Origin of the sequence: Actinoplanes sp. L3-i22 (genome assembly GCF_019704555.1) — a bacterium.
In the GTDB taxonomy this organism is placed as follows: domain Bacteria; phylum Actinomycetota; class Actinomycetes; order Mycobacteriales; family Micromonosporaceae; genus Actinoplanes.
Window position 1 is genome coordinate 6,362,535 of record NZ_AP024745.1, and the last position, 19,526, is coordinate 6,382,060.

15 protein-coding genes are annotated in these 19,526 nt (G+C 74.6%); 10 read left to right on the forward strand and 5 right to left on the reverse strand.

What is annotated here, in order from left to right:
- Positions 1–40 precede the first annotated feature (40 nt).
- From L3i22_RS28710 to L3i22_RS28725, 4 genes are read right to left on the reverse strand one after another with little or no spacing between them, the layout of a single operon-like run.
- Complete coding sequence (locus L3i22_RS28710; protein WP_221320645.1) at positions 41–397, reverse strand: DUF742 domain-containing protein; 357 nt, start codon at positions 395–397, stop codon at positions 41–43.
- Positions 397–2,049, reverse strand: a complete 1,653-nt coding sequence (locus tag L3i22_RS28715; protein WP_221320646.1) for a nitrate- and nitrite sensing domain-containing protein — start codon at positions 2,047–2,049, stop codon at positions 397–399. The genes L3i22_RS28710 and L3i22_RS28715 overlap by 1 nt, the downstream gene beginning before the upstream one ends.
- Entirely contained in the window at positions 2,046–4,547 is a 2,502-nt protein-coding gene (locus tag L3i22_RS28720; RefSeq protein WP_221320647.1) for a LuxR C-terminal-related transcriptional regulator, read from the reverse strand. Before L3i22_RS28720 ends, L3i22_RS28715 begins: the two co-directional genes overlap by 4 nt.
- Positions 4,544–5,605, reverse strand: coding sequence for a hypothetical protein (locus L3i22_RS28725; protein WP_221320648.1), 1,062 nt, complete (start codon positions 5,603–5,605; stop codon positions 4,544–4,546). The genes L3i22_RS28720 and L3i22_RS28725 overlap by 4 nt, the downstream gene beginning before the upstream one ends.
- A 188-nt stretch (positions 5,606–5,793) precedes the next feature.
- Between L3i22_RS28725 and L3i22_RS28730 the strand changes: the two genes are divergently transcribed.
- From L3i22_RS28730 to L3i22_RS28750, 5 genes are all read left to right on the forward strand, one after another.
- Positions 5,794–6,567, forward strand: coding sequence for an IniB N-terminal domain-containing protein (locus L3i22_RS28730; RefSeq protein ID WP_221320649.1), 774 nt, complete (start codon positions 5,794–5,796; stop codon positions 6,565–6,567).
- A 26-nt stretch (positions 6,568–6,593) separates the two neighbouring features.
- A complete protein-coding gene (locus L3i22_RS28735) occupies positions 6,594–8,519 on the forward strand; it encodes a GTP-binding protein (protein ID WP_221320650.1) in 1,926 nt (641 codons plus the stop codon).
- Positions 8,516–9,961, forward strand: coding sequence for a hypothetical protein (locus tag L3i22_RS28740; RefSeq protein ID WP_221320651.1), 1,446 nt, complete (start codon positions 8,516–8,518; stop codon positions 9,959–9,961). The genes L3i22_RS28735 and L3i22_RS28740 overlap by 4 nt, the downstream gene beginning before the upstream one ends.
- A 96-nt stretch (positions 9,962–10,057) precedes the next feature.
- Positions 10,058–10,888: a hypothetical protein gene (locus L3i22_RS28745; protein ID WP_221320652.1), complete on the forward strand. Its 831-nt coding sequence runs from the start codon at positions 10,058–10,060 to the stop codon at positions 10,886–10,888.
- An 80-nt stretch (positions 10,889–10,968) separates the two neighbouring features.
- On the forward strand, positions 10,969–11,577 hold the full coding sequence (locus L3i22_RS28750; protein ID WP_221320653.1) for a response regulator transcription factor: 609 nt from the start codon (positions 10,969–10,971) through the stop codon (positions 11,575–11,577).
- 53 nt (positions 11,578–11,630) lie between these two features.
- On the opposite strand, the gene L3i22_RS28755 is transcribed toward L3i22_RS28750, so the two are convergent.
- Entirely contained in the window at positions 11,631–12,155 is a 525-nt protein-coding gene (locus tag L3i22_RS28755; RefSeq protein WP_255657216.1) for a hypothetical protein, read from the reverse strand.
- A 210-nt stretch (positions 12,156–12,365) separates the two neighbouring features.
- Here L3i22_RS28755 and L3i22_RS28760 point away from each other — a divergent pair, with 210 nt between their 5' ends.
- The 5 genes from L3i22_RS28760 to L3i22_RS28780 all read left to right on the forward strand — a co-directional run bounded on the left by L3i22_RS28760 (position 12,366) and on the right by L3i22_RS28780 (position 19,498).
- Positions 12,366–13,910: a LuxR C-terminal-related transcriptional regulator gene (locus L3i22_RS28760; RefSeq protein ID WP_221320655.1), complete on the forward strand. Its 1,545-nt coding sequence runs from the start codon at positions 12,366–12,368 to the stop codon at positions 13,908–13,910.
- A gap of 79 nt (positions 13,911–13,989) precedes the next feature.
- A complete protein-coding gene (locus tag L3i22_RS28765; RefSeq protein ID WP_221320656.1) occupies positions 13,990–15,525 on the forward strand; it encodes an aldehyde dehydrogenase in 1,536 nt (511 codons plus the stop codon).
- Between the two features lie 5 nt (positions 15,526–15,530).
- A complete protein-coding gene (locus L3i22_RS28770) occupies positions 15,531–16,640 on the forward strand; it encodes a Zn-dependent alcohol dehydrogenase (RefSeq protein ID WP_221320657.1) in 1,110 nt (369 codons plus the stop codon).
- Complete coding sequence (locus L3i22_RS28775) at positions 16,637–18,037, forward strand: FAD-binding oxidoreductase (RefSeq protein WP_221320658.1); 1,401 nt, start codon at positions 16,637–16,639, stop codon at positions 18,035–18,037. Before L3i22_RS28770 ends, L3i22_RS28775 begins: the two co-directional genes overlap by 4 nt.
- A 12-nt stretch (positions 18,038–18,049) precedes the next feature.
- Positions 18,050–19,498 (forward strand): aminobutyraldehyde dehydrogenase, encoded by a 1,449-nt coding sequence (locus L3i22_RS28780; protein ID WP_221320659.1) that lies wholly within the window; start codon positions 18,050–18,052, stop codon positions 19,496–19,498.
- Positions 19,499–19,526: the final 28 nt, after the last annotated feature.

The following is a 19,526-nucleotide window of genomic DNA, read 5'->3' on the forward strand; positions in this document are numbered from 1 at the left end:
CAGGACGGGGGCGCGGAACAAGCGGTTCAGAACGACCGGCTCAGAGTGAGTTCAGGCCGCTGAGCAGGCGGTCCAGCACGTCCGGGGACGCGTCCCGGCGCCGGGCCTCGATCAGGCCGGCCTCGTGCAGGTCGGCGAGCAGCAGCCGGGTCGCCCCGAGCGGCAGGCCCAGGTGCGCGGCGATCTCGGAGAGCGCGACCGGCTCCCGGGCCAGCCGCAGCGCCGACCGCTGGTCGGGGGTCAGGCCGTCCGGCTCGGGGACGTCCGCCATCCGGTGCACGATGGCGCTCATGTCGAGGCCGTCGTGCACCGCCGGGGCGCGTCCGCCGACCCGGGCGTAGAGGCGGACCAGCGGGCCGGCGTCGTCGTCGTACCACGCCTCTTCGGTCGGGCTCATCAGTTGATCACCGGTTCCAGGTCGTGGAGGGTGGTGTCGTTGTCGCTGTCGACCGGGCTGATCAGCGCGGCCGGCAGGTCCACGCCGGCGATCAGGCCGCCGTCGGGTCCGTTGTGCAGGGTGATCGCGATGCCGCTGCGGGCGGCGAACCGGCCGGCCGCGTACAGGCCCCACCAGGTGCCGCCGGCCGGTGGTTCCGGGTCGGCCAGCACCCGGGCCGCGGTGGCCAGGTCGTCCTCGGTCATGCCGGGCCCGACGTCGGTGACCGTGATCCGGTACCCGATCCCGTGCCGCTCGCCGAGCACCCGCACCCGGGTCTCGGCGGGCGCGAACGTCGCGGCGTTCTCGACCAGCTCGGCGAGCAGGTGCATCAGGTCGGTGATCGCGGGTCCGGCCAGGGCGACCGGGTCGATCCGGGAGGTGGAGACCCGGCCGTACTCGCTGATCTCGGCCGCCGCCGCCCGGACCACCTCGCCCAGCGGCATCGGCCGGGACCAGCGCCGGCCGGGGGTGCCGCCGGCCAGCGTGATCGCCTTCTCCAGGTTGCGGCGCATCCGGTTGGCCAGGTGGTCGGCGCGGAACAGGTCGCCGAGCGTGTCGTCGTCGGACTCCCGGCGGGCCAGCGTGTCGAGCAGGCGCAGCTGCCGGTGCAGCAGGCCCTGGTTGCGCCGTTCCAGGTCACGCAGCAGCGGGTCGAGTCCGGCGGCCCGGTCCGGCCCGGCGGCGGCCCGCGCCGGCGAGCGGGTGGCGCCGGTGGTACGGCGGCGGGACCGCAGGGCGGTCAGCAGCACGGCGATCACCGCGATCAGCCCGACCCCACCGATCAGGCCGGCCCGGACGACGGCGGCGACCGCGGTCCCGGCGGTGGCGTCGGTCGCGGCCTGGGCGCCGGAGTTCTGCAGCGCCCACAGCTCGGTGTTGGCCCGGTTGTACGCGGTCGACCAGACCGTCCCGTCGTTCTTCCCGGCCAGCAGCGCGGCCTCCGCGGTGGCCAGGTCGGCGTCGACCGAGGCGGGCAGTCCACCGCCGACCGCGGCGAGCAGCGTCCGGCGGGCGCCGGCCAGGGTGGACAGCCGGGCCCGGTCGGCGTCGGTGCGCTTGGCCGTCCCGGACGTGGCGGCCAGCAGCGCGTCCTGTTCGGCCAGCAGCTCCCGGGCCCGGCTCAGCGCGGACAGGCCGGGCGCCCGGTCGCCGAGCTGGTCCGGGTACACGGTCGGGGTCGTCAGGCCGACCGGGTCGATCAGCGCGGTGTACGCGTCCGCGACCCGCACCGGCGTCAGGGCGCGGGCGTCGACCTGCGCCCGTACGTCGGCAAGTTTTCCGGTCCTGGCCAGCAGAAGGTCGGTCTGCCGGACCGCGTCGGAGCCGGCCAGGTCGCGGGTCCAGCCGTCCCGCGCGGCACTCAGCTCCTGCCGGGCGTGGTCGGTGTGCACGCGCTGGGCGGCCAGCTCGGCGGGCGAGCCGTCGGTCACCGACTGCCGGCGCTCGGTCTCCAGGGACAGCACCAGCGTGCCGGCCGGACCGCCGAGATCGGTCGCCGCGACCCGGGCCGACATCAGCCGGACCGCGTCGGCCAGCGCCGGCCCGGCGGCCGCCACCCAGAGCACGACCAGCAACGTCAGGCCGGTGATCACCTTCGTACGGGAGCTCAATTCTCATCCTTCGTGCCCAGCAGCGTGCGGAGGCGGATCAGCAGTTCCGGACGGCCGGTGACGTCGAGACGCTGCCGGATCCGGGCGAGGTGGTGTTCGACGGTCTTCGCCGAGAGGTAGAGGCGTTCGGCGATCTGCTTGTAGGTGAGGCCGTCCAGGACCAGCGCGGCGACCTCGCGTTCCCGGTCGCTGAGCAGCTGCGGGTCGCGCGCGGCGACCGGCTGCGCGGCCGGCCCGGCGACGCGTTCCTGCAGTGTGCGGGCGCAGTCCAGGAGCAGCGTCATGGCCTTGCGGTCGGTGGTCCGGATCGCCGCCTGCCCGACCAGCCGGGCGCCGTCGCCGATCAGGCCGAGCGCGCTGAGCTCGTGCGCCGCCGCGATCACCGCGTCCGGGTCGGCCCGCCCGGCCAGCACCGCGGTCCACTGGGTGGCCGCGGACGCCACCGCCGCGGTGTACGGGCTGAACTCCCGCAGCCCGGTCAGCGACCCGGTGTGCCGCGCGGCGGCGTCGTGGTCCTCGGCGAGGATCGCGGCGTGCAGCCGGCTCCAGTGCAGCGGCGCGCTCCACAGCGGCGGGTCGCCGAGCGCGGCCAGCAGCCGGTCGGCCTCGGCCAGGTGCCCGGCGACCCGGTGGTGCTCGCCGAGGCGGGCCGCGGTGACCGCCAGCTCGCCGAGCGGGAGCAGGGTGAACAGGTCGACCGGCTGGCCGATCAGCGCGTGACAGGCGTCCGGCCAGGAGCTGCGCAGGCCGACCAGGTCGCTGGCCCGGCGGCTGAGCCCGGCCCGCAGCGCACCGGCGAGGAGCCGGTCGCGGCCGGGACGCCCGTCCGGGACCGGGGGCCGCCCGCCGCGCTGCATCAGCACCCAGGCCTGCAGCAGGCGGTGCCGGTCGGCGAGCAGCGCGCCGCCGGCGCCGGAGTGCACCGCGCGGGCCAGCAGCGCGTCGGCGGTGTCGAGTTCGGCGCAGTGCAGGGCGATCGTCGCGCCGAGCGCGGCGGGGGTGTCCGGGAGCAGCACGGCCGGGCCGGCCGGCTCGATCGTGGTGGCCGCCTGGACCAGCGCGGACAGCGCGGCGGCCGGGGTGCCGGTGACCGACTCGGCCACGCCGCGGGCCATCAGGGCCACCGCCGAGTGCAGCAGGGTCGGCGGCGCGGTGCCGGACCCGGCCGGTGTCTCCGGGTCGTCCAGGTGTCCGGTGGCGATCCGGGCGATCGACCCGAAGCCGGCCGCCACCGCCGACGGCGACCAGCGGTAGAGGGCGGCGGCCTGGGCGGTCTGGCCGCGCTGGGTGAGGACGGCGGCGGCGACGTACGCGGCCTCGGCCCGCTGCTCCGGCGCGTCCGCCGCGAGGGCCTGATCGGCCAGCCGGGACGCCTCGTCGAGGTCACCGGCGAGCGCGGTGGCCAGGGCACGGCGGGCGGCCGTGCCCTGGCCGGCGCCGGCCGCCGCCGCGAACAGCTCGGCGGCCAGCCGGGGGTCACCGCCGAGGGCCTCCTCGCCGGCGGCCGCGTACACCTTGCCGAAACCGCCGCCGGCCGCGTAGACCTCGCCGGGACCGAAACCGAGGCCGAGACCGGGACCGAGGCCGCCACCGGCCGAGCCCGCGACCAGGGCGCCGTCCCGGAGCAGCGGGCGGACCAGGGGCAGGACCGGGCCGCCGCGGGCCAGTTGCAGGGCGGCCAGGCGCTGCCGGACGTCGATCCGCAGACCGATCGGGCCCAGGGCGGCGATCGCCCGGCGGGCCAGCGGGACGAGCGAGCCGTCGGCGGCCAGCAGGCCGGTGGCGCGACCGGCGTCCACCAGCCGGGCGACCGTGCCGGCGTCCGGGGCGGTCGCCGCGTCGAGCAGGGCGGCGACCAGGTCGAACGACAGGCCCGCGCCGGCCTCGGCGGCCAGCAGCACCGTCCGTACGTCGGGATCGAGGTCGTCCAGATCGGCGGCGAAGCCGGCGAGCGCGCCCAGCGGGATCCGGACCGCCGCGGCGTCGGCCGGGGTGAGCGCGTCCGCGACCCGGGCGACGTAGCGGGGCACTCCCCCGGTCTGCTCGGTGACCAGCGCGACCAGCTCGGGCGCGGGATCGGCGACCACCCGCGCGAGCCGGTCGCGGACCTGGGCGGCGGTCAGCGCCGGCAGCCGGACCGGTGGGCGGGCCCGGCGCAGCAGGTCGATCAGGGCGGGCAGGCCGCGGGGCTGCGGCCACGGGCGGTAGGCGACGACGATGCGGGCGCCGGGCCGCTGGGCGTGGGCGATCAGCGCGTCCAGCCGCGGCCCGTCGAGCCGATGCGCGTCGTCGGCGAGCAGGACCTGCTCCCCCACGGCTTCGGCGGCCTGCCACGGGGTCACCACCGTGACACCCGCCTGTCGCCAGACCGCGGCCAACTCGTGCAGCAGGGTGGTCTTGCCGTGGCCGCCGGGTGCGCCGATCGCCGCCTGCACCGGGGCGAGCGGGTCGGCGGTCACCTCGGCGAGCAGGCCGGCGGTGGTCACGGGCGCGGTCATCGATCTTCCGACCGGGCCACGGCGCGGTGCTCCGCCCGGAGTGCGGCGACCGCGACCGGAGGGCGGGGCGGACGGTCGGCGACCACCTGGCCGGCCCGGGCGATCTGCGGCCACGCGTCGGTCGGCATCGTGGCGACCGCGGCCGGCGTCTCCTCCGGCGGGTTCAGCCGGCGGGCCTGCGGCCGCACGGCGAGGGCCGCGCCGGCCGCCACCGTCATCGGCGGGTCCTGGTCGCGCAGCACCGGCACCGGGAAGGCGGCGGCGAGCAGATCAGACACATGGGGATATACGGCCCCAGAGCCCCCGGAGATCAACACCGCGGAAAGATCACCCGGCGCGATCCGGCAGCCGCGCAGCGTGTGCAGCGCGAGATCCACCGTGGGCTGCAGGATCGCCCGCGCGTCGACCGGAGTCGTGCCATCAAGATCAAAGCCGGCCACCTCGTCGACCTCGGCGCTGCCCAGCAGCTCCAGCCGCCCCGGCCCGTGCGGCGCCACCACCGCGACCTCACAGACCGACCCGCCGATCCGGTACGTCAGCAGCAGCCCGCCCACGGCCGGCACCCGCCCCGCCGCCTGGTGGCTCTCCACCACCGCCCGGGCCCGGGTGACCAGCGCGGCGGGCGCCAGACCGGCCTCGCCGAGCGCGGCGTGCAGCAGGTGCAGCCGTCCGCCGCCCCAGCCCGACGGGTGTGCCACCGCGATCCGCTCGGGCTCCTCGTCGCACTGCTGGACGACCCGGTCGACGACCCAGCGGGCCATCGCGGCGACCATGCCGTGCGCCGGGAACCAGTCGCCGCCGAACAGCATCGGCGCGCTGTCCCCGACCCGGCGCAGGTAGCCGCCGACCGCGCTGCCGTCCGCCTGCCGGCCCAGGTCACCGGGGACGACGTCGCCCTCCGGGGTCATCGCCAGCGCCGAGGAGACGGTCCGCGAGCGGATGCCGAGCGGCACCGGCTGCGGCGGCCCCCAGCCGCGGCCGGGACCGGCGTCGGCGCGCCGGCAGACGGCGGCCTTGGTGCTGCCGGCGCCGATGTCGATCCCCAGGACGTAGGGCACGTGGTCGCTCCTCGATAGGTGAGTCGCAACGTTCGTACCAGATGTCCGAGCTGTGATCGTCCCCCAAAAATTCGCGGGCGTGATTCCCCTAATCCCCTAATCCGGATCGGGGACGGTGGCCCGATGTCCAGATGAGGCGGCGTCCGTACGTTGTGGTTCGGTACCGGACACGGCCTCAAAGGAGCCTCATGGACTCGTTTCCGACGTTGCAGGAATTCGTCCTCAACCTGATCTACGACCCGGCCGCCCGCTCGGCGTTCGAGGTCGACCCGGAGTCGGCGCTGCACGCGGCCGGCCTGAGCGACATCACCGCGGCCGACGTGCAGCAGGTGATCCCGCTGGTCGTCGACTCGGCGCCGGTGACCGGCCTGCCGGGCCTGGCCGGCGGCGCCGACGACCTGACCACCGGGGTGGCCAACCTGGACGTCGCCGGGGCGGTGTCGCACCTGCAGGCGATCACCGCGCAGGTCGCGCTCAGCCCGGCCGGGCACCTGAACGCCGAGGTCACCAGCGGCTTCAGCGTGAACGCCGCGGTGCTCGGGGTGGCCGGCGACAGCAACTGGGGTGGGCTGGGCGCGGACCCGGGCGCGCACCTCGACAGTCACCTGGACAACCACCTGGTCACCGACGTGGTGGTCCCGGTGCCGCAGGTCGACCCGGGCCTGCACGCCGGCGTCGGGAGCGTGCTCGACAGCGGAGTGGACACGATCGGCCACCTTCCGTCATCGGTTCCCATCGATCACGTCCCGAGCCTTGACGACTCCGGCCTCGGCGGGGCAACCTCATCGATCGGATCGGTGATTACGCCGGATTTGGGACATGTGCTGTCGCACGACCCGGTCACCACCGTGCACGACACCGTCAGCGGCGTCACCGGAACCGTCGGTGACGTGCTGCACGGCGTGACCGGTACGCCGGCTCAGGAGGCCCCGCACGGGCTGCTGGGCGACCTGCACCTGTAGGAGAACGAGAGACGGAGCGGGCGCGAATGACGAACTGGGAGACCGGACCCACGGCCTATGCGGGTCCGGCCTCCCTCGCCCCGCCGGCGCGGGTGCCGTCCCCTCGGACGGAACCCGATCCGCTGCGAGCCTCCGGGGCCCCGCTCTGGCTCGACGTGCTCGACGCGACCATCCGGACCTGCGCCGAGCACGGCCGCTCCGAGATGGCCGAGTGGCTGTCCCGCCGCCGCGCCCAGCTGCTGCACCCGGAGCTGCGCGTGCTGGTCGTCGGCGCCGCTCAGCAGGGCCGCAGCCAGCTTATCAACGCGCTGATCAATGCCACCGTGTGCGGTGCCGGGGTGCCGACCGTGGTCCGGCACGCCGCGGCGCCGGCCGCGCACCTGATCCGGCGCGGCTCGCCGGCCGCCGACTGGACCGCCCCGGTCGGCGTGCAGGACCGGATCCCGCTCGGCCTGGACGCCCTGGACGCGTCGATCGCCGAGGCCACCGCCCGGCTCCCGGCCGGCGCGCCGGTGCACGCCGAGGTGGCGGTGCCCCGCTCGCTGCTCGCCGGCGGCCTGGTGCTGATCGACACGCCGCCGCTGCCCGGGCTGCCCGGCCCGGCCGACCGCGACGTCCGGGCGGTCACCGACCTGGCCACCAGCGCCGGCGCCGACCTGGTGGTCTACGTCTGCGAGGCCGGCCGCGGGCTCGACGACCCGGAGATCGCGCTGCTGCGCGGCCTGTCCCGGTTCTTCCCCGGGCTGCTGGTGGTCTTCACCAAGACCGACTACGCCGTCGACTGGCGGCGCAACCTGGCCGACGGCCGGGACCGGCTGGCCCGGGCCGGCGTGCCCGCGGCCACCACCGCGGTCTCCTCGGCGCTGCGCCTGCACGCGCTGCGGGCGGACGACACCGCCCTCAACGGCGAGTCCGGCTTCCCCGAGCTGATCGCCCACCTGCAGAAGACGGTGGCCGCCAAGCCCGGCTCGCTGGCCCGCGAGACGGTCGGCCGGCTGAGCCGGATCACCCTCGAGGAGCTGGCCGCACCGCTGCGCGACGACCTGGCCGCCCAGCGCGACGCCGGCATGCCGGAGGCCGTCGCCCGGCTGCACGCCACCCAGCGGCGCCTCGACGACCTGCGCAAGTGCGCGGTCCGCTGGCAGAACGCGCTGTCCGACGAGATCGGCGACCTGATGTCCGACATCGAGCACGACCTGCGCGAGCGGACCCGGGCGGTGCTCGCCGAGGCCGACCAGTACTTCGCCACCGCCGACCCGGCCAAGGCCTGGGACGAGTTCGAGCCGTGGCTGCGCGGGTCGTTGCAGGAGCTGGCCGAGACCAGCACCACCTGGCTGGCCGAGCGGACCGAGTGGATGGCCTACCAGGTCGCCTCCCGGTTCCCGGCCGAGGCCGGCGAGGTGCTGCCGCCGCCCGCGCTGGTCGCGGCCGGTGCGCCCGGGGACGACCGGGTGCCCGGGCTGGACGCGCCGCCGGTCGCCAAGTTCAGCCCCGGCCAGAAACTGTTCATCGGGCTGCGCGGCTCGTACGGCGGCGTGGTGATGTTCGGCCTGGTCACCAGCCTCGCCGGGATGTCGCTGATCAACCCGATCTCGATCGGCGGCGGCGCGATCTTCGGCGGCAAGACGATCCGCGACGAGAGCAGATCGCTGCTCACCAAGCGCCAGGCCGAGGCCCGGCAGATCGTCGCCCGGCACGTCGACGACGTCTTCGTGCGGCTCAACAAGGACGCCCGCGACACCGTCCGCCGGGTCCAGCGCGCCCTGCGCGACCACTTCACCGCGGTCACCGAGGACCTGCAGGAGATCATCATGGACTCGTTGCGCAACGCGAAGGCCGCCGCCGACCAGGACGTCGCCGCCCGTGAGCAGCACAGCCGCCGGATCGAGCGGGAACTCGCCGCGCTCGCCCAGCTGCACACCCAGGCGCTCGCCCTGAACGGCCGCGCGTGATCGACGACGAGGAGCTGGAGCAGCGCGTCTACCGGCTGCTCAACGAGGCCGCGCACGTCTACCGGGCGGTCCCGCCGGCCGCCGCGCTGCTGCGCACCACGCTGGACCGGCTCGCCGACCCGCTCCGGCTGGCCGTCGCGGGCCCGCCGCAGTCCGGCAAGTCGACCCTGGTGAACGCGCTGATCGGCGAGGAGCTGGCCCCGGTCGAGCTGCCCGGCGAACGGCTCACGACGGTCGCCTACCGGGACGCCACCCAGCCGGCCGCCCGGTGGCACGACGCCGAGATCCCGATGGTCCGCACCGGGCACGGCCTGCGGCTCACCCCTGACGCGCGGCACGACCGGCGGCCGGACGACCCCGGCCGGGCCACCATCGCCTGGCCCAGCCGGGTGCTGCGCCGCACCGAGCTGTCCGACACGCACCTCCCGCCTGCGCAGGCGCTGCGCGACGCCGACGCCGTCCTCTACGTCACCCCCCAGCTCGGTGCCGGCGACATTCAAAACCTGCAGACCACGATTGACGTACGGGGTCAGCTCGCCGCCCCGATCCACGTGCTGGTCGTGGTGTCCCGGGCCGACACGGTCGGCGGCGGCCGGCTCGACGCGCTGCTGACCGCCAAGCAGCAGGCCCGGCGCCGCCGCCGCGAGCCCCGGGTCGGCGCCCTCTGCCAGGACGTCCTCGCCGTCGCCCCACTGATCGCCGCGACCGCCCGCACCCTGACCGACGACGAGTTCAGCACGCTGGCCACCCTCGCCGCGCTGCCGAAGTCCGAGTCGGAGCCGTACCTGCTCTCCACCGACCGGTTCACCGCGGCCGGCGCGCTGGCCCCGGTCGACGCCCAGCGCCGCGTCCACCTGCTGCAACGGCTCGGCCTCGGCGGCGTCCGGCTGGCCCTGACGCTCACCCGGACCGGCTGCGACACCGGCGCCGCCCTCGCCGAACGCCTCCAGGAGCACAGCGGCCTCAAGGACCTGCAGGCGTCGATCGCCGAGCTGTTCACCAGCCGCCGGGCGGTGCTGCGCGCCCGGTCGGCGCTGACCACGCTCGACCACCTGCTGCGCACCCATCAGGTCCCGCCGGCCGCCAAGCTGCTGGCCGACCTGGAACTGCTCGTCGCCGACACCCACGAGCTGCGGGAGCTGCGCCTGCTGTCGGCGCTGCGCGGGGGCCGGGTCGCGCTGCCGCCGGAGCACGCCCCGGACGCCCGCCGCCTGCTGGGCGGGACCGGCACCAGCGTCGGCGAGCGGCTCGGCATGTCCCCGGACGCGACGGCCGAGGACACCTGGACCGCGGCCGGGGCCGCCGCGAGCCGGTGGCGCGACCTGGCCCACGGGCGTGCGCTGTCGCCGGCCCAGACCCGCGCCGCCGAGACCGTCCTGGCCACCTGCGACATGATCGCCAACCGCCTGGAGCATCTCGCCGCCCCGGCTCCGCTCTACTGACCCTTTCTTTCCATCGACGGGTGTCAGCACTCCGGTGTTGGGTAACCGGGTGAGATGCGAGGCGGAGTTGCGCAACGCGCGGACGGCGGGGCCGGGGTGTCCCGGCGCGTCGTCCGGCTGTTCGTGCTGCTCGGGCTGGCCTTCGTGGCGTATCTCGGGCTGATGCTTTTCGATCATGCGGCGCGCGCCGACACCGGATCGATCGGTCAGCCGGTCGCTCACACCGCTGTGCCGAAACTGGTCGACTCGGTAAAGACCGCGGCAACCGGCGTAACCAAGGTTGCCCCGAAGCACAAGTCGATCACGCCGAAGGTCCACGTCGCGAAGGTGCCGGCGAAGGTCCGGGTGCAGGTCAAAGTGCCGAAGGTTGGTAAGACCGCGTCCCATGTGGTCCGGGACGTTGCCCGGACCACGGTGCCGGTGGTGCGAAGGTCGGTCGCCCGGAAGGTGTTGCCGACCGCCGTCGAGCTGCTCTCTCCGCCCGTACCGTCGGATCTGTTGCAGGCCGGACCGCCCGCCTTGCCGCAGCTACCCGCCCTGCCCTCGCTGAATTTCCCGGCGCAGCCGCAATTGCCCAGCTCGCCGCCGGCGGAGATCGCCACACTGCCCGCACTTTCCTCCGGCCCGGCCCAGGCCGACGTCGTGCCGCTGCCGCCGGCCCAGCCTTCGATCGAGGCGTCGCCCAGCAGTCTGACGCCCCATGTGCCGGAAAGGGCGCCGGGGACGACGCCGCCCCCGGGCGCGCCGCAGCAGCCTGACCGGTCGACACCCACCGGGCAGACAGCCAACTCCGGCGGCGGCACCGCGCCCGCGACGGGCACCGTCCCGTCGTCGTGGCAGCCCCAGCTCGCGGCCACCGGCCGCGGCCTGGCCAGTGATCTGCTCGCCCGCGGACGCACCGTCCGCTACGCGGGCCCGCCCAGCTGAACCACCTCCCGCAGGAATCCGGAAACCGGCCGGCCCGAGTCCGGCCGTCCCGAAGCTCCGACCCTGGCTGGGAGGCCATCATGATCCGCATTCTGCTCGTCGAACCCGTGACCCTGCTCCGCGGCGCCCTGGCCGCGACCCTGTCCCTGGAGGACGACCTCGACGTGGTCGCCGACCTGGGCGACCTCGATCCGGCGCTGGACATGGCCCGCGCGGTGTCGCCCGACGTCGCCGTGGTCGACATCGCGCTGCTGGCCGGCGACGGCCTGGCGACGTTCGACCGGCTGCGCGCCGGGCAGCCCGGCTGCGCGACCCTGGCACTGGCCGGCCCGGACGAGCCGGTGCTGCTCAACCGGGCGCTCGACCGGCGCGTCGGCGGGGTGGTCAGCACCCAGGCCGCCCCGTGCGAGCTGGTCCGCGGCATCCGCGGCCTGGTCCGGGGCGAGCGGGTGATCGACGCGGGCCTGGCCGTGGCGATGGTCGCGGCGCCGCGCAGTCCGCTGTCGGCGCGCGAGCTCGACGTGCTGAGCGTCGCCGCGTCCGGGGTGCCGTCCACCGAGGTCGCGGCCGAGCTGCATCTGAGCACCGGCACCGTCCGGAACTACATCTCGGCGATCCTGCGCAAGACCGGCGCCCGCAACCGTCTGGAGGCGGTCCGCCTCGCCGAGAACGCCGGCTGGCTGGCCTGACCTGGCTCAGCCGCACCCACCGGGGGTGCGGCTGAGCCGGTGTCACCGATCGATCAGAGCTGGCCGAGCAGCGCCAGGATCGCGTTCAGGAGCGCGGCCAGGCCGCCCGCGGTCGGGGTGCCGTCGAGCAGGTGGGTGATCGCGCACAGCAGGTTGCCGAGCAGGTTGCCGGGCGCCTGCACCGCGGTGATCAGCAGGTGCACCTGGTTCAGGTCGACCACCAGGCCGAGCAGGTCCAGGTGCAGCGGCCCGAGCACCAGGTTCAGCACCTGGCACGTCGCCGCGGCGATGGTCACCGGCATGCTGACGGTCCGCGAGACGGTCCCGACCGTGTCCCCGGACGAGTCGGTGACCGTGCCGGTCAACAATCCGGTGGCCAGCAGGTCGCCGTTCCGCGTCGAGAAGTTCGACGGGGTGAAGGTGCCGGCGAACGAGCCGCCGTTCTCCGCCGTGCCGGTGACCGGGGTCGCGAGAGCGGTCACCGGGGCCGCGGCCGCCGGGGCGCTGGGCGCGGCGCTGGCCACTCCCGCACCCATGAAGCTGAGCCCCATTGCCGCGAGCACTGTTACGACGACCATCGATAGCCGTTGCCGAGATGTCATCGTTCCTCCTGCCGATAAAGGGTTCTGCTGTCATCGGCAAGCCTCGTCGCGGGCGGGGTCGCGCCCCAGTGAGCGGAGTCAGCGAGACCGCTGACATCTGTCACGTTTCGATCCGCTCACTGGGGCCGCGGACCTGGACGCCTATAGTAGGTTCACCGAACCTTCACTGAACCTTCCGGACGGGCGATGGACGACCTCGGGCTGATCAGCATCGGCAGCGCGGCCACGGCCGCCGGGGTGCCGCCCTGGCAGCTGCGCTCCTGGGAGGACGCCGGCCTGCTGACCCCGGTCCGCGCCGCGAACGGGTACCGGCTCTACTCCCCCGCCGACGTCCGCCGCGCGATCGAGCTGCGCACCGCGGCCGGCAGCACGAACCGGCTCGGCGTGTTCGCGGCGCACGGCGACGAGCGCCCGGCCGCGCCGGCGACGGCGGCCCTGACGGCGGCCCCGCCCCCGGCGGACGGCCGGAAGATGCGGATCCTGCGCCGCCTGGCCCACGCGATCCGGCACGTCGACGACCTCGACCACGTCCTCGCCACGGCGCTGGACAGCGCGCTGGGCATGGTGAACGCGCAGATCGGCGCGCTGTCGTACGCGGACATCGCCACCCAGCGCTACGTGCTGGCCGCGCACCGCGGCCTCTCCGACGCCTACGTCCGCGGCATCGACACGTGGAACCTGCACGAGGGCCTGGCCGGCGAGGCGTTCGGCCTGCGCGAGCCGCTGACGATCGCCGACCTGAGCACCAACAGCACGGTCTCCCGGGAGGTCGTGCACGCCGAACGGCTGCGCGGGTACGTCTGCGTGCCGCTGCTGCGCGGCCAGCGCCGGCTCGGGATCGTCGAGGTCTTCGACCGCGAGCCCCGGGTCTTCTCCGCCGACGACGTGCAGTCCCTCGAACTGATCGGCGCGTGCGTGAGCTCGATCGTGGAGAGCATGGTCCTGACCCAGGAGCTGCGCTTCCTGCGCGCCGAGCGGGCCAAGGTGCTGCGCGAGTGGACCGTGCAGGCGCTGTCCGCCGCCGACACCGAGCGGGCCGAGCTGGTCCGGGTGCTGCGCGCCGAGGCCGACGTCCTGGCCGGGACCGGCACCGGCGGCCCGGCCGCGGCCCGGGTCCGGTCGCTGGCCGGGCGGATCGAGTCCGCCGAGCGCGAGTGGGTGGACATGGTCCCGCTGATCCGCGAGCAGATCGTCGACGGCTGGTCCGAGCACGCCCGCAAGCGCGTGCACCTGGAGGTGGCGGACTGGCCGGCGACCCTGCCGCTGGAGCTGACCACCCGGCTCTACCTGCTCATGCACAGCCTGGTGGCGCTGGCGGTGCGGGCCGCCGAGTCCCGGGTGACGCTCCGGCTGAGCGGCGACGACCAGGTGATGTGGATCCAGGTGTGCGACGACCGGGCGGCCGCGCCGAGCGCCGACCAGATCTCCTCGTTCGCCCCGGAGGTGGTCAGCTCGGTCAAGCGGCTGGGCGGCAGCCTGATCACCGTGCGGGACGCGTCCGGCCTGCTCGGCGTGCGGGTGCTGCTGCCGCTGTCGGCGGCCCGGCCGGAGGGGCACGCGCTCACCGCGCGGGAACGACACGTCCTGGAGGCGCTGTCGGTCGGCACCAGCAACCGGGTGATCGCCGCCGACCTGGGCATCTCCCCGAAGACCCTGCAGAACCACCTGACCGCCATCTACCGCAAGCTCGGCGTCACCAGCCGGGCCCAGGCGGTCCGGTTCCTGCGCTGAGATCCGGGAGGGGTCCTATCCCGGCAGCGCGGTAAAGAGCCCATGGAGCTGCGGTAACGCGCTGCCTAACTTCGTCGCCATGAAGATGCTGATTGACGGCACGTGGGTCGGAGCGGGCGACCGCAAGGTCATCGAGGTGACGAACCCCGCGACGGGCGAACTCGTCGACACGGTCCCGCAGGCGACCGCGGCCGACGTCGACGACGCGGTCCGCGCCGCCCGCACGGCCCAGAAGTCGTGGGCGCAGACCTCCGCGCTGGCCCGCTCCACGATCATGCTGGACTTCGCCGGGCGGGTCCGGGAGTCGCAGCGTGAGCTGGCCGAGCTGCTGACCCGCGAGGGCGGTTCGGCGCTGGCCGAGAACATGGACGAGATCCGCTGGGTCGCCGAGGCCACCGAGTTCTACGCCCAGATGGCCCGCAACGTCGGCGGCCGGATCGTGCCCTCGCAGGAGCCCACCCTCACCAACCTGGTGGTCAAGCACCCGATCGGGGTGGTCGCGGCGCTGGCCCCGTGGAACTATCCGGCGCTGCTGCTGGCCTGGAAGATCGCCCCGGCGATCGCGGCCGGCAACACCGTGGTGGTCAAGCCCCCGCCGGAGACCCCGCTGACCGTACTGCGGATGATCGAGCTGTTCGACGCGCCGCCCGGGGTGATCCAGGTCGTCACCGGCGGCCGGGAGACCGGCATCGAGCTGGTCGAGCACCCCGGCGTCGACATGGTCGCGTTCACCGGTTCCCTGGCGGCCGGGCAGGCGATCATCCGGTCGTCGGCCGAGCGGGTGAAGCGGGTCTCGCTGGAGCTGTCCGGGCACGACCCGTTCATCGTCTGCGACGACGTCGACCTGGACGACGCGGTCGAGGCCGCGCTCTGGGCCGGCTTCACCAACGCCGGTCAGGTGTGCACGTCGGCCGAGCGGGTCTACGTCATGCGCGGCATCTACGACGCGTTCGTCGAACGGCTGGCGCGGCGCGCGGACGAGCTGGTCGTCGGCGACCCGATGGACACCGGCACGGACGTCGGCGCGCTCGGCACCCCGGAACAACTGGACAAGACCATCGCGTACGTCGAACGGGCCCGGCTCGCCGGAGGCGAGATCCTGGCCGGCGGCGAACGGATCGCCGGACCCGGGCTGTTCTTCCGCCCGACGGTCATCACCGGCCTCAGCCACGAGTACCTGACCGAGGCCGGCGAGGTGTTCGGCCCGATCATCCCGGTGCTCCCGGTCGACTCGTTCGACGAGGCACTCGACAAGGCGAACGACAGCGCGATGGGCCTCGGCGCGAACGTGCTGACCACCAATCTGGAACGGGCCTGGCGCGCCAGCAAGGAGCTGCGGTTCGGCCTGGTCTGGATCAACAACCCGCTGGTCGACAACGACGCCGGCCCGTTCGGCGGCCAGCGGTCCAGCGGCCTCGGCCGGGAGCTGGGCGAGGAGGGCCTGGAGGCGTTCATGGAGACCTCCCACGTCAGCTTCGACTACCGCCTGGAGCGCAAGTACTGGTGGTACCCGTACTCGCACTACTCCGACGTGATGGGCCTCAACGACGGCCGCGCCGCGGGCTTCCTCGGCGGCCACGCCGGAGCCACGGCGGCCACCCAGGCCGGCCAGTGACCACCATGCGCATGCGAGCGGCGATCTTCGACGGGCCCGGTCACGATCTCGTCCTGACCGACATCGACATTCAAGATCCAAAACACGACGAGGTACGGGTCCGGATCACCGCCGCCGGTATCTGCCACAGCGACTACCGCGTCCTGGCCGGCGAGTGGGGCGCGACAACCCCGCTCGTGCTCGGTCACGAGGGCGCCGGGATCGTCGAGTCGGTCGGCGCCGGCGTGCACAGCCTGCGCCCCGGCGACACCGTCGCGCTGTCCTGGACGCCCAGCTGTAACCGCTGCCGGTACTGCGTGACCGGCCGCCCGCAGCTGTGCCGGTCGGCGGTCGCCAACGCGTACCGCAACGTGCTCCCGGACGGCACCACCCGGCTGTCCCGCGACGGCGAGGACGTCTACAGCTACCTGTCGGTCGGCTCGTTCGCCGAGTACGTCGTCGTCCCGGAGAGCGGCGCGATCCGGATCGACCCGGGCATCGACCCGGCCGTCGCCGCGATCGTCGGCTGCGCGGTCACCACCGGGGTGGGCGCGGCGATCAACACCCGGCCGGTCCGGGTCGGCGAGTCCGTCCTGGTGATCGGCGCCGGCGGGGTGGGCCTCTCGGTGATCATGGGCGCCGCCCTGCAGTCGCCGGGCCGGCTGATCGCGGTCGACATCGCCGACTCGAAACTGCAGCTGGCGAAGTCGTTCGGGGCCACCGACACGATCGACGCCACGGCCGGCGACGTCGTCGAGGCGGTCCGCGAGCTGACCGGCGGGGAGGGCGTCGACCTGGCGTTCGAGGCCAGCGGCCGGGCCGCCGGGGTCGAGCAGGCCTACGCCAGCCTGGCCGCCGGCGGCACCGCGGTCGTCGTCGGGCAGGTGGCGACCGGGGAGCGGATCTCCATCGACCCGATGGCGATGTCCGGGCGCGAGCTCACCCTGACCGGCAGCAACTACGGTTCGGCCCGCCCGGCCGTCGACTTCGGCCGGATCCTGGACCTCTACCGGCGCGGCCTGCTGCCGCTGGACCGCCTGGTCACCGGCCGGATCCGGCTGCCGGAGCTGACCGACGCGTTCCGCACGATGGGCCGCTCGGCCACCGAGGGCCGCTGGGTGGTCGAGTTCCCGTGACCGCCTCGCACGATCGCCACGGCAATCCCTACCGGTCGCGGTCGCTCTGGCTGGACCGGCTCGGCGACCTGACCCGCCGGCCGGCGCTGACCACCGACCTCGACGTGGACGTGGCGGTCGTCGGCGGCGGCTTCACCGGCCTCTGGACCGCCTACCACCTGGCGCTGCGGCAGCCCGACCGGCGGATCGCGGTCATCGAGGCGGAGATCGTCGGCTACGGCGCGGCCGGGCGCAACGGCGGCTGGGCCGGCGCGGGTATCGCCGGGAGCGCCGGTCGCTACGCCCGGCGCAGCGGCTGGCCCCGCACCCGGGAGGCGGCCGCCCTGGTCGAGCAGGCCGTCGACGGGATCGGCGGAGTGACCGAAACCGAGCGCATCGACTGCGGCTTCGTGAAGGGCGGCACCCTGGCCATCGCGACGACCGGGCCGCAGTGGGACCGGCTGCGCGCCCGGTTCGAGGCGCAGACCGGCACCGGCATGCTGGAGTCCGGCAGCAAGCTGCTGGATGCCGCCGAGGCCCGGGCCCTGGTCGCGACGCCGGGCCTGGTCGGCGGCAGTTTCACCCCGCACTGCGCGCGGATCGACCCGGCCCGGCTCGTCCGCGGTCTGGCCGAAGCCTGCGAGGCGCGCGGCGTCCAGATCTTCGAGGGCACCCCGGCCACCGCCGTCGCGGCCGGAACGGTCCGGACCGCCGGCGGCACGGTGACCGCCCGGTCGGTGCTGCTGGCCACCGAGGCGTGGACCACCGGCCTGTCCCGGTCCACCGCCTCGTTCCTGCCGCTGACCTCGATGATGATCGCCACCGAGCCGCTGCCGGCCGCGGTCTGGGACGAGCTCGGCTGGCCGCACGGCCTGACCGTTCGCGATCAGCGGCACCTGTTCTTCTACGCCCAGCGGACCCCGGACGACCGGATCGCGATCGGCGGGCGCGGCGCCCCCTACTCGCTGCGCGACCCCCTCGCCGAGTTCGACGCGCGCAACAGCGAGGTCTGGGCGCGCCTGGAGAAGACCCTGCACGAGCACTTCCCGGCGACCGCGCGCTACGCGGTCACCCACCGCTGGGGCGGCGCGCTGGCGGTGCCGCGGGACTGGAGCATGTCGGTCGGCTACCACCCGGCGACCGGCCTGGGCCACGGCGGCGGCTACTCCGGGCACGGCGTGATCGCGTCCTACCTGGCCGGCCGCGCGCTCGCCGACCTGGTCGCGGGGCTCGACACGCCGTACACCCGGATGCCCTGGATCGGACACCGCAGCCGCCGGTGGGAACCCGAGCCGCTCCGCTACCTCGCCGCCAACGCGATCGTGCGCCTGCTCGAATCCGCCGACCACCACGAGGACACCACCGGCCGGTCCGCCCGTCGCGTGCGTCTGCTGCGCCCCGTCCTGCCACCCGCTTGAGGAGCCAAAACCATGAAAACCACGATTGACGTACGGACGTTGCCGGCGGCCTGGATCGGCGGCGAGCCGGTCGAGGGTGACGGCACCGCCATCGACGTCATCGACCCGTCGACCGGCGAGACCATCGCCGCCGTCGGGCGCGCCGCCCGCGACACCGTCGAACGCGCCGTCCGCCGCGCCCGGGACGCCTTCGACGACTGGGCCGACACCACCCCGGTGCAGCGCGACGACCTGCTCAACGCCCTGGCCGCCCGCCTGCTGGAGCAGAAGGACGACCTCGCCCGCCTGGAGGCCCGCAACACCGGCAAACCGCTGCGGGTGGCGCTCGGCGAGATCGACAGCGCCGCCGACCAGCTCCGGTTCTTCGGCGGCGCCGCCCGCGTCCTGGAGGGCAAGGCCGCCCGCGAGTACCTGCCCGGGCGCACCTCGTTCGTCCGGCGCGACCCGGTCGGCGTGATCGGCCAGATCACCCCGTGGAACTACCCCCTGGTGATGGCGATCTGGAAGATCGGGCCGGCCCTGGCCGCGGGCAACACCGTCGTGCTCAAGCCCAGCGAGCTGACCCCGCTGAGCACGCTGCGCCTGGCCGAGCTGGCGGCCGGGATCCTGCCGCCCGGGGTGCTCAACGTCGTCGCCGGCGACGGGCCGGGCACCGGCAACGACCTCACCACGGTGCCCGGCGTCGACATGCTCTGCGTGACCGGCAGCGTGGCCACCGGGCAACGGGTGCTGCGGAACGCGGTGCCGCGGATCGCCCGTACCCATCTTGAATTGGGTGGAAAAGCTCCGGTGGTGGTCTTCGCCGACGCGGATCTCGACCTGCTCGTCGACCAGATGCGCGTCGCCGCCTTCTGGAACTCCGGACAGGACTGCACCGCGGCCGCCCGGATCCTGGTCCAGGACGACGTCTACGACCGGGTGGTCGACGCGCTGGCCGGGATGGCCGCGACGATCCGGGTCGGCGGACCGTTCGCCGAGGGCGGCAGCGACATGGGACCGGTGATCTCCGAGACACACCGGCAGCGGGTGCTCGGCTACCTCGACCGGGCCGTGGACGCCGGGGCACGGATCGTGACCGGCGGCAACGCGCTGCCCGGGCCCGGCTGGTTCGTCGCGCCGACCGTCGTCACCGGCGTCAGCGCCGACGCCGAGATCGTGCGCAGCGAGGTGTTCGGGCCGGTCGTCACGGTCGAGCGGTTCGGCGACGAGCAGCAGGCCCTGACCCTGGCCAACAACAGCGACTACGGCCTGAGCGCGTCCGTCTGGACCAGCCGGCTCGACCGGTCGATGCGGATGGCCCGGAAGCTGCGCTCCGGCGCGGTCTGGCTCAACGACCACCTCACGGTGGCCGACGAGATGCCGCACGGCGGCTACAAGATGTCCGGCTACGGCAAGGACCTCTCCACGTACGCGATCGAGGACTACACGGTCGTCAAGCACGTCATGGCACGCATCTCCTAGCACCTTTCTCCCTGGCGTCTCCTGAGAG

Coding starts and splice junctions, on each gene's coding strand:
- L3i22_RS28780 (WP_221320659.1), top strand. CDS start 18,050: ATGAAAACCACGATTGACGTACGGACGTTGCCGGCGGCCTGGATCGGC.
- L3i22_RS28730 (WP_221320649.1), top strand. CDS start 5,794: ATGGACTCGTTTCCGACGTTGCAGGAATTCGTCCTCAACCTGATCTAC.
- L3i22_RS28770 (WP_221320657.1), top strand. CDS start 15,531: ATGCGCATGCGAGCGGCGATCTTCGACGGGCCCGGTCACGATCTCGTC.
- L3i22_RS28750 (WP_221320653.1), top strand. CDS start 10,969: ATGATCCGCATTCTGCTCGTCGAACCCGTGACCCTGCTCCGCGGCGCC.
- L3i22_RS28765 (WP_221320656.1), top strand. CDS start 13,990: ATGAAGATGCTGATTGACGGCACGTGGGTCGGAGCGGGCGACCGCAAG.
- L3i22_RS28735 (WP_221320650.1), top strand. CDS start 6,594: ATGACGAACTGGGAGACCGGACCCACGGCCTATGCGGGTCCGGCCTCC.
- L3i22_RS28760 (WP_221320655.1), top strand. CDS start 12,366: ATGGACGACCTCGGGCTGATCAGCATCGGCAGCGCGGCCACGGCCGCC.
- L3i22_RS28755 (WP_255657216.1), bottom strand. CDS start 12,155: ATGGTCGTCGTAACAGTGCTCGCGGCAATGGGGCTCAGCTTCATGGGT.
- L3i22_RS28710 (WP_221320645.1), bottom strand. CDS start 397: ATGAGCCCGACCGAAGAGGCGTGGTACGACGACGACGCCGGCCCGCTG.
- L3i22_RS28720 (WP_221320647.1), bottom strand. CDS start 4,547: ATGACCGCGCCCGTGACCACCGCCGGCCTGCTCGCCGAGGTGACCGCC.